The sequence below is a fragment of the Arthrobacter sp. Soil782 genome, assembly GCF_001428435.1.
Lineage (GTDB): Bacteria > Actinomycetota > Actinomycetes > Actinomycetales > Micrococcaceae > Arthrobacter_D > Arthrobacter_D parietis.
Genome location: NZ_LMSO01000001.1, coordinates 1178892 through 1191679 on the forward strand (window position 1 = coordinate 1178892; position 12788 = coordinate 1191679).

General features: G+C 63.8%; 11 protein-coding genes. 4 read left to right on the plus strand and 7 right to left on the minus strand.

Features of this window, described 5'->3' with window-relative positions:
- Positions 1-16 precede the first annotated feature (16 nt).
- From ptsP to ASH00_RS05705, 5 genes are all read right to left on the minus strand, one after another.
- Positions 17-1735, minus strand: coding sequence for a phosphoenolpyruvate--protein phosphotransferase (gene ptsP, locus ASH00_RS05685; RefSeq protein WP_082565900.1), 1719 nt, complete (start codon positions 1733-1735; stop codon positions 17-19).
- A gap of 23 nt (positions 1736-1758) precedes the next feature.
- On the minus strand, positions 1759-3801 hold the full coding sequence (locus ASH00_RS05690; protein ID WP_056545825.1) for a PTS fructose transporter subunit IIABC: 2043 nt from the start codon (positions 3799-3801) through the stop codon (positions 1759-1761).
- A gap of 17 nt (positions 3802-3818) precedes the next feature.
- Positions 3819-4799, minus strand: a complete 981-nt coding sequence (locus tag ASH00_RS05695) for a 1-phosphofructokinase family hexose kinase (RefSeq protein ID WP_056545826.1) — start codon at positions 4797-4799, stop codon at positions 3819-3821.
- Positions 4796-5563, minus strand: a complete 768-nt coding sequence (locus tag ASH00_RS05700) for a DeoR/GlpR family DNA-binding transcription regulator (protein WP_056546721.1) — start codon at positions 5561-5563, stop codon at positions 4796-4798. Before ASH00_RS05700 ends, ASH00_RS05695 begins: the two co-directional genes overlap by 4 nt.
- A gap of 219 nt (positions 5564-5782) precedes the next feature.
- The gene (locus tag ASH00_RS05705) at positions 5783-6040 is read right to left on the minus strand and encodes a DUF6458 family protein (RefSeq protein WP_056545827.1); all 258 of its coding nucleotides are present in this window, start codon (positions 6038-6040) and stop codon (positions 5783-5785) included.
- Between the two features lie 297 nt (positions 6041-6337).
- Here ASH00_RS05705 and ASH00_RS05710 point away from each other — a divergent pair, with 297 nt between their 5' ends.
- Together ASH00_RS05710 and ASH00_RS05715 are read left to right on the plus strand one after the other, a co-directional pair.
- Positions 6338-6604 (plus strand): GlsB/YeaQ/YmgE family stress response membrane protein, encoded by a 267-nt coding sequence (locus ASH00_RS05710; RefSeq protein ID WP_056545828.1) that lies wholly within the window; start codon positions 6338-6340, stop codon positions 6602-6604.
- Positions 6605-6709: 105 nt separating this feature from the next.
- Positions 6710-7483, plus strand: coding sequence for a hypothetical protein (locus ASH00_RS05715; protein WP_056545830.1), 774 nt, complete (start codon positions 6710-6712; stop codon positions 7481-7483).
- A 2-nt stretch (positions 7484-7485) separates the two neighbouring features.
- Here ASH00_RS05715 and ASH00_RS05720 read toward each other — a convergent pair whose 3' ends face one another.
- Positions 7486-8691 (minus strand): DUF445 domain-containing protein, encoded by a 1206-nt coding sequence (locus ASH00_RS05720; RefSeq protein ID WP_082565957.1) that lies wholly within the window; start codon positions 8689-8691, stop codon positions 7486-7488.
- 132 nt (positions 8692-8823) lie between these two features.
- Between ASH00_RS05720 and ASH00_RS05725 the strand changes: the two genes are divergently transcribed.
- Together ASH00_RS05725 and ASH00_RS05730 are read left to right on the plus strand one after the other, a co-directional pair.
- Positions 8824-9714, plus strand: a complete 891-nt coding sequence (locus ASH00_RS05725) for a glycerophosphodiester phosphodiesterase family protein (protein WP_056545834.1) — start codon at positions 8824-8826, stop codon at positions 9712-9714.
- 12 nt (positions 9715-9726) lie between these two features.
- The gene (locus ASH00_RS05730) at positions 9727-11532 is read left to right on the plus strand and encodes a glycoside hydrolase family 15 protein (protein ID WP_056545836.1); all 1806 of its coding nucleotides are present in this window, start codon (positions 9727-9729) and stop codon (positions 11530-11532) included.
- Between the two features lie 66 nt (positions 11533-11598).
- On the opposite strand, the gene ASH00_RS05735 is transcribed toward ASH00_RS05730, so the two are convergent.
- Positions 11599-12774 carry a zinc-dependent alcohol dehydrogenase gene (locus ASH00_RS05735; RefSeq protein ID WP_056545838.1) on the minus strand — a complete coding sequence of 392 codons (1176 nt, stop codon included), beginning with the start codon at positions 12772-12774 and terminating at the stop codon, positions 11599-11601.
- Between the last annotated feature and the right edge of the window lie 14 nt (positions 12775-12788).

Genomic DNA, 12788 nt, shown 5'->3' on the forward strand with positions numbered 1-12788 from the left:
TTGCTGTTGTGCGAGCCTACAGGCCCAGGGTTGTGAGGATCGGCAAACCGGCACGCACCGCTGTGCGTGCCTCGATCGCAGTGGGTGCAGCCAGGGCCTGTTGTGCCAGTCCCTGTGCGTCGGTGAGGGACACTGAACCAATCACGGCAGCGACGGCGGCGAGGGCGCGCGAACTCATGGACAGCGACGTGACGCCCAGACCCACCAGCACGACGGCGAGGGCCGGATCCGCGGCCGCCTCACCGCACACTCCGACCGACTTCCCGACGTCACCGTTGGGTGCCCCGCTGGAACGTTCACCGCCATGCGCCGTCTCGGCACCGGCCACCGTCTGCCGGATCAGCTGGAGGACAGCCGGCTGCCACGGGTCATTCAGGGCGGCCAGCGGCCCGAGTTGGCGGTCCGCCGCCATGACGTACTGCGTCAGGTCATTGGTTCCAATCGACGCGAAGTTCACGCGCTGCAGGATTGCTCCTGCGGTCAGCGCTGCAGACGGCACCTCAACCATGACGCCGGGCACCTTCAATCCCGCTGCCGCACAGGATTCAGCGAAGTGCTGGGCCTCCTCCGCCGTGGAAATCATGGGTGCCATGACCCAGACGTCCGTGGTTGCGCCGTCGGCTGCTTCGCTGATTGCCTTCAGCTGGCGGTCCAGCACACCGGGCGTCGAGAGCTCGGTGCGGTAGCCGCGAACACCGAGCGCGGGGTTGGGTTCGGAGGCATCGGTAAGGAAGGGCAGGGGCTTGTCTGCGCCGGCATCAAGAGTGCGGATCACTACCTTGCCGGCAGGGAACGCGTCGAACACTTCACGGTATGCCGCGGACTGCTCGGTCACCGTCGGCTCGGTATCGCGGTTGAGGAAGCAGAACTCGGTGCGCAGTAGTCCTACGCCCTCAGCTCCAGCATCGGCCGCCTTACGGGCGTCAGCACCCGATCCCACGTTGGCGAGCAGCGGGATCCGGTGCCCGTCCGTCGTCGTGCAGGTTCCGCTGTAGCTACCGAGCGAACGTGCCTGCTCCGCCCAGATGGCCGCTGCCGTCCGTTCTGCATCGCCCGGGCCGGCGAGCACGGTTCCGGCGGCGCCGTCGACAAACACCTCAGTGCCGTCGTCGATAGTCTCAACGCCGCGGGCGGCGACGACGGCGGGCAGCCCCAGCGCGCGGGCCAGGATAGCCGTGTGTGACTGCGGACCCCCGGAGCTGGTGATCAGCGCGATCACAAGCTCCGGGTTGAGCGTGGCGGTATCCGCAGGGGCGAGGTCCTCCGCCGCGAGGACGAACGGATGGTCGGCTGTCGGGATACCGGGCGCCGGCAGCCCGCGCAACTCGGCGACAATCCGGGAGCGGACGTCCAGGACGTCCTGGGTGCGCTCGGCCATATAACCTCCGAGGCCCCTCAGCATGTCCGCCACCTGGGAGCCGGCTTCCCACACCGAGCGCTCGGCAGAGGTTCCGGCAACAATGAGCGCGTTCGCGGACTTCAGAAGCATGGGGTCCGCCGCCATCATGGCAGTTGCCTCGAGGACCGCCTTCGAGTCACCGGTTGCGGCGTCGGCGCGTTGCTGAAGTTCGGCCTGCACGGTTTTTGCGGCAGCCTTCAGCCTGGCCGTTTCCTCATCAACCGTGGTGTTGGACCATTTCTCCCCGGCGGACGGTTCAGCTACCGGGCGCGGCATCTGCCGCACCGGTCCAACGATCCTGCCGGGGCTTACCCCTACGCCGGTGAAGGTGCTCAATGGTCCAACTCCTCAGTCAGGGACTATGCGGCAACCGACTCGGAGGCGGCGGCCGGGGCCGGCTTGCGCACGGCGAACCGCTTCAGGGCCACCACGGCAAGGGCCGAGATGACCATGCCCACGAGAATCGATAGAACAAACATAACGACATTACCGATTGCGAAGAATACAAAAATTCCGCCGTGCGGTGCCTGGGAGGTGACTCCGGTACCCATGATCATCGCGCCGGTGACCGCGGCTCCCAGCATTCCGGCGGGAATGACGCGCAGCGGATCAGCGGCAGCGAACGGAATGGCGCCTTCCGAGATGAACGCGGAGCCGAGGAGCCATGCAGCTTTTCCGTTCTCGCGCTCTGCGAGGGAGAAGCGGCGGCGGTCGATCACGGTGGCCAAGGCCATTGCCAGCGGCGGGACCATACCGGCGGCCATGACGGCCGCCATGATCTGCCACGGAGCCTGGTTGTCGATGGCTCCAGCGCCGAGGCCGGCGACTGCGAAGGCGTAGGCAACCTTATTGATGGGACCGCCGAGGTCAATTGCCATCATGAGCCCGAGGATGATGCCGAGCAGAACCGCACCGGTGCCGGTCAAACCGGACAACCAATCGTTGAGCGCAACGGTCAGGGCGGCAATCGGACCACCGAGGATCAGGATCATCAGCCCGGAGGCCACAATCGACGCCACCAGCGGGATGATCACTACCGGCATCAGTCCGCGCAGCCAGCGGGGAACTGCCAGCTTACCGATCTTCATGGCGACGTAGCCGGCCAGGAGGCCGCCGACAATCGCACCCAGGAAACCTGCGCCCATGAAGCCGGCAACAGCACCGGCAACGAAGCCCGGCGCAATGCCGGGACGGTCAGCGAGTGCGTAGGCGATGTAGCCCGCCAGGGCTGGGACAAGGAAGCCCATCGACAGGGAACCGATCTTGAAGAACACCGCCCCGAGGTATGCGCCGAGAGCGCCCTGGGCTGTCTCGGGGAACTCGGAAGGGAGGTTCCAGAGGCTGTTGTTGACCACCATGTCATCAGCGAATCCGGTGATGTCATACCCGCCGAGGAGGAAGCCCAGGGCAATGAGGAGCCCGCCGCCTGCAACGAACGGGATCATGTAGCTGACGCCCGTAAGCAGCGCGCGCTTCAACTGGCCGCCGACACCTTCACGAGGGCCGTCGTCGTCGGACCCCGGCATGGAGGAATCGGCAACTCGGCGGGCATTGGGGTTATCTGCCGCGGCGATGGCTTCCTCGACCATGACTCCCGGCTCGTCGATGCCGCGCTTGACCGGCGCATTGATGACCGGCTTGCCGGCGAACCGGTGCTTGTCCCGGACGTCGACATCGACGGCGAAGATCACTGCATCCGCTGCAGCGATCACTGAGGGGTCGAGGGGAGTGGATGCTGAGGAGCCCTGCGTCTCGACCTGCAGGTCAATACCGCGCTCCTTTGCAGCCGCTACCAGGGAGTCCGCTGCCATGTAGGTATGGGCGATTCCGGTGGGGCACGCTGTTACGGCTACAAGGCGCTTTGTCCGTGCCGCATCGGGAGGCGTGGTGGTTCCCGGGTCCGCGGACTCAGGCTTCACGGCAGTAGCGCCGCCTTCCTTCCTGGCAGGAGCGGCTTCGAGGGCTTCCTCCACCAGAGCCACGACCTCCTGCTCGGTGGATGCGGAGCGCAACGCGGCGGTGAAGTCCTTCTTGATCAGGGAGCGGGCGAGCTTCGACAGCAGCTTGAGGTGTTGCTGGTCAGCGCCTTCCGGAGCCGCGATGAAGAACACGAGGTCGGCCGGGCCGTCTTTGGCGCCGAAGTCCACCTTCGGCTCAAGGCGTGCCATCGCCAGGGTCGGTTCAAGAACGGCAGCGGACCGGCAGTGCGGAATGGCGATGCCCCCGGGGATGCCGGTGGCTGTCTTTTCCTCGCGGGCCAGAGCATCGGCGAAAAGCCCTTCCACCTGGTCGGCGCGGCCCTGCGCCACCACCAGTTCGGCGAGCCGGCGAATGACGCCGGCGCGGTCAGTGCCCAGCGACGTGTCGAGAACGACAAGTTCGGGCGTAATCATTGCGGACATGGGAGTTCCTTTGGAGGTTATGGGTGGTTGGGGGAAGCATGGGTTGAAGCGAGCGCCCGGACCGTAACCGCGTCCGGTGTGGTTTGGTGCAGGGCCGGCACTGTTGAACCCGGTAGGGATGCAGCAGCCGAGCCGTGAGCCACCGCCTGGCGCAGGCAGTCGGGTGCACTGGCGCCGCGGGTTTGCGCCAGGAGGTAGCCGGCAAGCGCGGAGTCTCCGGCGCCGACGGTGGAGATTGCCGTGATGGGTGGATGCTGTGCGTGCCACGCGCCGTCGGCGGTAACCAAAAGAGCGCCCTTGGAACCGAGGGTTGCAAGAACCGAACGGACGCCGCGGGCGAGCAGCCGGGTAGCTGCTTCGACCGCGAGGTCCTGCTGGTCCTCGAGGCTGTCTCCAACTCCAATGCCGGTGAGCTGGGAGAGTTCCTCGGCGTTCGGCTTGAGGAGGTCCGGAGCGGCGTTGTTCTCGATCGCCGCTATGAGCGCTGCTTCGGACGCATCCAGAGCGATCAGTGGAGCGCGGTCGCCGAGGCGGTTCCTTACCGTGCGAACGACTTCAGCGTAATAATCCGGGGCAAGGCCCGGCGGAAGGGATCCTGCAAGGACCAGCCAGCGGGCGTCGTCGGACAGTTCCACCACCAGGTCAATAAGGGCGTGAGCTTCCCGCTGGTTCAGTGCCGGACCGGGCTCGTTGATTTTGGTGGTGGTGCCATCCGGCTCCGTCAGCGTGACATTGCTGCGAAGTGCTGCCGCGATGGGCAGATTGCGGTAGGGGACGCCAGCGGAGTGGAGACCGGTGAGTACCGGATCATCCTCGTGGCCGGGAAGGATTGCCAGCGCCTCGGCGCCGCCGGCGGACAGGGCCCGGCAGACGTTGACTCCCTTGCCGCCCGACTCCTGGTGGTTGGCCGTTGCACGCTGCACCGCACCGCGGGCCAGGGGGGCGGCGAGCTCAATGGTGCGGTCCAGGCTGGGATTGGCTGTGAGCGTGATGATCATGCGATGACCAGCTCGACGTCCGCCTCGGCGAGGGCGCGGGTGAAACCGGTGTCCGGCTGGGCGTCGGTGACCAGGGCGTCCATGTCGCCAAGTTCGGCGAAGCTGACGAGCGTCTCTGTGTTCAATTTCGACGCGTCCGCCAGTACGACGACGCGGCGAGCGGATCTAACGATTGCTGCCTTCACAGAGGCCTCCTCCGGGTCAGGAGTGCTGAGCCCGAATTCCGGGTGCACTCCGTTGGTTCCGATGAAAACGACGTCCGGGCGGAAGCCGCTGTAGCGCGCAACAGTGCCGCTGCCGACGCAGGCACTGGTCAGGCCGCGGACGCGGCCACCGATGAATTCCAGTTGGAGTGATGAGCCGATCAGGGTCGAGGCGACCGGTACGGAGTGGGTGATGACGAGGAGCTGGTTCCCAGCTTCCTGCGCAAGGAGTGCAGCGAGGCTGCTTGTGGTGGTTCCGCCGTCCAGCACAATCGAACCTTCGGTGGGAACCATTGTCAGCGCGGCTTTGGCGATGCGCGCCTTCTCTGCCTGATTGCGGCCTTCACGGCTTGTGAGGCTGAGCTCAGTGGTGCTTGCGCTGGCGGCGGGAACGGCACCGCCGTGGACCCGACGCAGGAGCCCGTCCTTCTCCAGCAGTGCGAGATCGCGCCGGACAGTCTCCTTGGTGATGTTAAACCGCGATGCCAGCTGGGCCACAGTGACCCGGCCCTCGGACATAACCAGCGCTGCGATCCTGTTATAGCGTTCCTCGGCGAACACCGCTCCTCCTCGCTGCGTGACTACCGTCACAACCATTTCCGTTTCAGTGACTCTATCTGTGTTTCTATTTGGGTGTCAATGGAAAACGGAAGGAAAGGCAGATTTATTGGTATGGCAGTTCCTCGGAGAGGGCTCGAAAAGGAAGAAGCCGCCAGCGCCGACGGCGCTGATGGCTTCTTTCGTACCCGGACTGCTCGGCAGCCCCGCTGACAGGTTGGGTCAGATCCCGCCGTCGCGGGTCTCGTTTCGGGTGATCCGCTCGCCGGTGTTGGGATCCTGGACGGTGCGCGACTCGCTGACCCGCTTCTGGTTGCGGGGAGCATTCATAAGGAGCGAAATGATTAGCCCCAGAATGCCGACCCCCATCAGGATGTAACCCACCAGGGTGAGGTCGATGAAGTTCACCAGATTATCTGAGACTGCGAAGGCCAATATTGCACCAAGTGCAATGAGGACGATGGAGGAACCGATTCTCATGCCAACCACTCCTTGATTTGACCCGCTTGGGAAATTCTTCTGTTAGTCCCAGTAGCCACGGCGGGTTGCCGGAATATAAGCGCCACGTGATCAGCATACTGTCGATCCCGTTTCTGGTGAAGTTTCGATTACAAGGGGTTGCAAAGTCGCCGAGCAGGAGTTTAATAGTTTCACCAGTAAGGCGTATGCTATTACTAAGCTCACTTATCAAGTAGGGTGGTGTGCAGTTGCACTTCGGTGCATCGTCGAAATCGACATATATGTTGCGCAGTTAGAAGTTCGATAAAGGAGCACTTCATGAATTTCCTGGCATTTCTTCTTCTCGGCCTTATTGCAGGCGCCATCGCCAAACTGATTTTGCCCGGCAAGCAGGCCGGCGGCTGGATCATGACCCTGATTCTCGGTGTGATCGGTGCCCTCCTCGGAGGCTTCCTGGGGAACCTCCTCTTCGACGTCGGCGTGAACGAGTTCTTCTCGATCTCCTCGTGGCTGTTGGCCATCGGCGGCGCGATCATCGTTCTCCTCGTTTACGGAGCTATAACCAAGAATCGCTCGCACGCATAAACCGGGTACATCGACCAAACGCCCCGCCGGCCCCCATCCGACGGGGCGTTTTGCGTTGAGGCAAGCGCTCGCCCAAACTTGAGCATCTCGACGGAAGGATCAGTTATGGCACGCTTCAACCCTGCGGGGAAATTTGCCAGCGGAGCGGTATTCGACCGCAACGGCCAACCAAAGCCGGGCATCCAGCGCGCGGTGGAACGGGCTATCGATATTCAACGACCGTTGGTTCTCGCCAACCTGCGGCGACTGCGCAGGAAAAACCCAACGGCCACCGGCGCCGAGTTGAACGCAAAACTTGAGCGCGATTATCTCGTTGCGATCACAACCGCAGGCGCGGCTGTCGGTGGCACCGCCGTCGTGCCGGCAATCGGAACAGTGGTTTCGCTGGGACTTTCCGCCGCCGCCACCGTCGGTTTTCTGGAGGCAACGGCGCTCTATGCACAATCAGTCGCGGAGCTGCACGGAATCTCCACAGAGGATCCGGAACGTGCCCGCACGCTCGTCATGGCCATCCTCATGGGGGAGGAAGGGTCGGCTCTCATCCAGGCGACCATCGGATCATCAGCGGGCGGGGTAACGCGTCACTGGGGGAATGTTGTCGGCGGGTCGATGTCTGCCTCGTCCGTCCGGAGTATCGGAGCCAGCATCCGCAAGCGCTTCCTCAAGCGCATGCTCGCACGCCAGGGCGGCGCCCTGTTGGGCAGGGCGCTCCCGTTCGGCGTGGGCGCGGCTGTCGGAGGAGTGGCCAACCACAAGATGGGGCGAACGGTCATCGACGCAACCCGGGAAGCTTTCGGTCCGCCGCCCACCGTCATCCCCGGTGAGCTGCTCACGGAACTTGAGAAGCTTCCGGAGACCGGCAACGGCCGGCAGCCCTGACGCTAGCCGAACAGTGCGTGCGCCAATGAGAAGATGCCCAGTCCGGCAAGAGCGCCGACCACGGTGCCGTTGATCCGGATGAACTGAAGATCCTTGCCGACTTGGAGTTCGATCTTCCGTGAGGTTTCTTCGGCGTCCCAGCGCTCCACAGTTTCGGAGATGATGCCCGCGATGTCGCTTCGGTAGGTCCGCACGAGGTAACCGGCGCCGTCGGAAATCCACCTATTGATCTTGCCCGCAAGCTCCTCGTCCGTGGTGAGACGCCGCCCGAAGTCGCGGACCGCAGCCTTGAAGTTACGGGTCAGTTCACTATCAGGGTCATTGACTGCTTCCAGGAGGGCTGTCTTGATGGTAAACCAGGCCCGTGCGGCAACATCATGCAGACGCGGGTCATCAAGGATGCCGGCCTTGATCTCCTCGGCCTTCGCAATAATGACCGGATCATGCTGCAGATCCTGGGCGAGGTCCTTGAGATACTTGTCGATGGAGAGCCGGACATCGTGCTGGGGATCCGCCTGGACCGCCCGAACGAACTTGAGGAACTCCACATAAACCTTGTCGCCGACGAGCCCGTCCACGAAGTGCGGCACCCATGTGGGTGAGCGTTGGGACACAACGCGGGAAACGACGTCGTAATTGCCGTCCACCCACTCGGCTGCCCGGTCCACCAGCAGGTCAATGAGCCGGTGGTGGTGTCCCTCCTCGAAGACGCGCTCCGCCATGCGACCGACCGGCGGCCCCCACGGTGGGTCCACCACGTGCTTGCGCACCATTGATTCGATGACCTTCTGGACGGCGTCGTCATCCAGCACGGTGAAAGCACCGCGGATCAGGGCGGCACCTTCCACGGCTACGCGGTCTGCGCCCTCCGGCCGGGAGAGCCATGCGCCGGCGCGCTGGGCGAGGCCGAGTGAGGAAAGCTTCTGCTGCACCACGGACTCCGAAAGGAAGTTCTCCTCCACAAACTGCCCCAGTGATGTGCCGATCTGGTCCTTCTTGCGCGGAATGATCGCTGTGTGGGGAATCTTGAGCCCCATCGGGTACCTGAACAGGGCCGTTACGGCGAACCAGTCGGCCAGGGCTCCCACCATGCCGCCCTCCGCAGCAGCGCGGACGTACTGCAACCACGGGTACTGCTCCTGAAGAGCGAAGGCGATCAGGAAAATCACCGCCATGATGGCGAGCAAGCCCGTCGCAACGGTCTTCATCCGTCTCAGACCCGCGGCGCGCTCCGTATCGGTCAACGCAATGCTCACTTAGTCCTCCGCATCGATGCTGAATTCCCATCTAACCAGCCGTCCGGAGGACAGTCACGCCGCCGATTCGCTAGCGTAAGGCCTGTGGCAGAACAACGAGCAGTGAAGCACCTGGTTTTCGCGCACCGCGGGGCGAGCGAACAGTACGCGGAACACACCCGCGCTGCGTTCCTGCAGGCGCTCGCGGAAGGTGCTGACGGGGTGGAATGCGACGTCCACCTCACAGAGGACCTTGAACTTGTCTGCATTCACGACACCACCCTGGACCGCACCTCCAGCGGAACGGGAGACGTGGGAGACCATACGCTGCGGCAGTTGCGTGAACTGGACTTCGCCTCATGGAAGGGGGCGAATATCCCGCCAGGGTATGGCGGTGTGGCCGATCAGCTGCTCACGCTCGAAGACCTGCTGGATCTCCTGCGTACGGACGGACGTCAACTCGAGCTGGCCATCGAGCTGAAGCACCCGAGCCCCTTCGGGCTCAAGCTGGAGGAACGGCTGATCGCCTTCCTGATGAGGGAGGGCTATGATCCGGAGACTTCCCGGCTCGCCAACCTGCACATCACTTTCATGAGCTTCAATCCCGACTCGGTCCGCCACCTGCTGGAGCGCGTGCCCGCCGACGTCGTCTGCCAGCTGGTGGCCGACGTGCAGCCTGATGACGTGCGCGAAACTTTGGGCCCACTCACCGCTGCGGCCGTGATGAACCTCCTCCGGCGCGCGCTGCACGAGGGGGAGCGCATCATCGCGAGTGGAGCGGTGGGAATCGCCGGGCCAAGCATCGCGTACGTGCGTGCCCATCCGGATCGGGTTGCGCGGTGGCTCGAGTCCGGGCTTCGCCTGCGGGTGTGGACGGTTGACGCTGACGACGACATAGACCTCCTCCGCGACCTCGGCGCCCAGGAGATCACTACCAACCGTCCGGCGTATGTTCTTGGCAGGCTCAAAGGGGAGTCCTCGACCGGCCGGGTGTGATTGAGTTATCGCATGGCTATGCCGATTGAGGACTACGCGCTGATTTCCGATCTTCACACCGGTGCGCTCGTTTCCCGGGGTGGGAGCGTGGACTGGCTTTGTTACCCGCGCTTTGACTCGGCGTCGGTCTTTTCCGCGCTGCTGGGCAATGACAACCACGGACGGTGGCTCGTGGCGCCGGCGCACGCCGCCGGTGTTGCCGAGCTGGTGGAGTGGAAGTACATCGAGTCCACGTTCGTACTGCAGTCCAGATGGCGTACCGAAGCCGGTGAAGTCCTGGTGACCGACTACATGCCCATCCACGACCGGCGCGCATCCCTTGCACGGCGTATCGAGGGAATCAGCGGATCAGTGCCTATGCGCCAGGAGCTTGTAGTGCGCTTCGGCTACGGCGAGGTGCTGCCATGGGTGCGGCGTACCCATGAGAAGGGCGGTCCCGGAATCCTCGCGATGGCCGGACCGGATGCCTTGCTCCTGCGTGGCACCCATCTTCCGCGCGCCGCCGATCACCGCCACGTGGGAGAGTTCACCGTCGAAGCCGGTGAGAAGGTGGACCTCGAGCTGGTGTGGTACCCATCCCACCGTCAGCAGCCGACACCCCTGGACTTCGACGTCGCACTTCAGGCAACCATCGACTACTGGCAGGGCTGGGCGGAAAGCTGCGAGAAGCAGGGCGAGTATGACGGCATCGTCAAGCGCTCACTCCTGGTGCTGCGTGCCCTGACGCATGAAGACACCGGCGGCATCGTCGCGGCCCCCACCACGTCGCTGCCCGAGGCCTTCGGCGGCGAGCGGAACTGGGATTACCGGTTCTGCTGGCTACGTGACGCCGCATTGACGCTCGAAGCGATGATGACGCACGGCTACGAGGATGAGGCCTCGGAATGGCGGAACTGGTTGCTCCGTGCGGTTGCCGGCGACCCCGAGGATCTCCAGATCATGTACAGCGTTTCTGGTGAGCGGAACCTTCCGGAGAAAGTCCTAGGGCACCTGCCGGGTTACGCGGACTCCGCTCCAGTTCGGATCGGCAACGGGGCCGTGACCCAATACCAGGCCGACGTCGTCGGTGAAGTAATGGTTGCCCTGGAAAAGCTGCGCAAGCGCGGAGTGAAGGAAGACGAATTCTCCTGGCCGCTGCAGCATGCACTGTTGGGGTTCCTGGAGAAACACCTGAGCGCCAAGGACCACGGTATCTGGGAGATGCGCGGTGAGCCGGCCTACTTCACGCACTCCCGCGTCATGATGTGGGCCGCGTTCGACCGCGGAGCCCGCGCGGTCCGCGAGCACGGTCTCAAAGGTGAGGCAGACCGGTGGGAGCAACTCCGGGATAAGCTCCGCGCCGAGATCCTTGAGCAGGGTTTCAGCAGTGAGGTGAACTCTTTCACCCAGTATTACGGCACCACCTTGGTGGATGCGTCACTGCTGCAGCTGCCGCAGGTCGGGTTCGTTGATTACGACCACCCGATGATGCTCGGCACGGTTACGAGGCTGGAAGAAGAGCTGCTCGATGAGCATGGGCTGCTGCTCCGCTACCGCACCGAATCATCAATCGATGGTTTGGCGCCCGGCGAGCACCCGTTCCTTGCCTGTTCCTTCTGGCTCGTTGAGCAGTACGCGCATACCGGCAGACTTCAGGACGCCAAGAAACTGATGGACCAGCTGGTGGGCTATGCCAACCAGCTTGGCCTGCTGTCCGAGGAGTACGACGCCGGGAACGCCAGGATGGCCGGAAACTTCCCTCAGGCGTTCTCCCACCTGGGGCTGGTGCGGGCCGCCGATGCGATCCACGCGGCCCAGCAGGTCTCCCTCGCGTCCTGATTTCACAGGACACGCCCCTTATGAAGGGTCATAAGGGGCGTGTCCTGACAGATGAACGGTGGACGGTTAAGGCTTGAGCACCACCTTGATGCAGCCGTCCTCCTTCTTCTGGAAGGTTTCGTAAGCAGCCGGTCCTTCATCAAGCGGAACTTCGTGGGTCTTGAGATCCATGACACCCAACGGATCCGAGGGGTCTTCCACGATGGGAAGCAGATCATCGGTCCACCGGCGGACGTTGCACTGGCCCATGCGTGTCTGAATCTGCTTGTCGAACATGGTCAGCAGCGGCATGGGGCTTGCCGTGCCGCCGTATACGCCGCTGATGGATAACGTTCCACCCCGGCGCACGGCATCAATCGCGGCGTGCAGGACGCTCAGCCGGTCCACGCCGGCTGTTTCCATGGCCTTTTTCGCGACAGCATCGGGGAGGAGCCCGACAGCGTGCTGGGCGAAGGCGCCTAGGGGTGAGTGGTGTGCCTCCATGCCGACAGCGTCAACGACGGCGTCCGGCCCGCGCCCATCGGTCATTTCCCGCAGCTCATCGCCGACGTTCTTTGAGAAGTCGACAACCTCGATGCCGTGCCGCTCTGCCATCGCGCGGCGCTCCGCTACGGGCTCAACCGCGATTACCCGCTGACCGAGGTACTTGCCGACCCTGCTGGCGAACTGGCCAACGGGACCAAGACCAAAGACGGCCAGGGTCCCGCCGTCGGGCACGTCTGCGTACTTCACTCCCTGCCAGGCGGTGGGAAGGATGTCGGAAAGGTACAGGTAGCGCTCGTCGGGCAGCTCGCTGCCCACCTTGACGGCCCCGTAGTCTGCATGCGGAACGCGCAGGTACTCGGCCTGGCCGCCCGGCACGGAGCCATACAGTTCCGAGTACCCGAGCATCTTCGCGCCAGTGCCTTTGTCCCTGCTTTGGGTGGTCTCGCACTGGGACTGCAAGCCCTGATTGCACATCCAGCAGTGACCGCACGCCACGTTGAACGGGATGACCACGCGGTCTCCGGGCGCGAGGTTGGTCACGCTGCTTCCCACCTCCTCCACGATGCCCATTGGTTCATGGCCAAGGATGTCCCCTTTGTTCATGAACGGACCGAGCACCTCGTAGAGGTGAAGGTCGGATCCGCAGATCGCGGTTGAAGTGATGCGAACGATTGCATCCGTGGGCTCCTGAATTCGTGGATCAGGAACGTTGTCGATGCTGAGCGATCGCTTGCCCTGCCAGGTAAGTGCCTTCATGTTGGTCTCTCCCA

Excerpts from the sequence above, each read along its gene's own strand:
- ASH00_RS05710 (WP_056545828.1), top strand. The coding sequence starts at position 6,338 with ATGAATTTCCTGGCATTTCTTCTTCTCGGCCTTATTGCAGGCGCCATC.
- ASH00_RS05720 (WP_082565957.1), bottom strand. The coding sequence starts at position 8,691 with ATGAAGACCGTTGCGACGGGCTTGCTCGCCATCATGGCGGTGATTTTC.
- ASH00_RS05690 (WP_056545825.1), bottom strand. The coding sequence starts at position 3,801 with ATGTCCGCAATGATTACGCCCGAACTTGTCGTTCTCGACACGTCGCTG.
- ASH00_RS05705 (WP_056545827.1), bottom strand. The coding sequence starts at position 6,040 with ATGAGAATCGGTTCCTCCATCGTCCTCATTGCACTTGGTGCAATATTG.
- ASH00_RS05730 (WP_056545836.1), top strand. The coding sequence starts at position 9,727 with ATGGCTATGCCGATTGAGGACTACGCGCTGATTTCCGATCTTCACACC.
- ASH00_RS05735 (WP_056545838.1), bottom strand. The coding sequence starts at position 12,774 with ATGAAGGCACTTACCTGGCAGGGCAAGCGATCGCTCAGCATCGACAAC.
- ASH00_RS05715 (WP_056545830.1), top strand. The coding sequence starts at position 6,710 with ATGGCACGCTTCAACCCTGCGGGGAAATTTGCCAGCGGAGCGGTATTC.
- ASH00_RS05695 (WP_056545826.1), bottom strand. The coding sequence starts at position 4,799 with ATGATCATCACGCTCACAGCCAATCCCAGCCTGGACCGCACCATTGAG.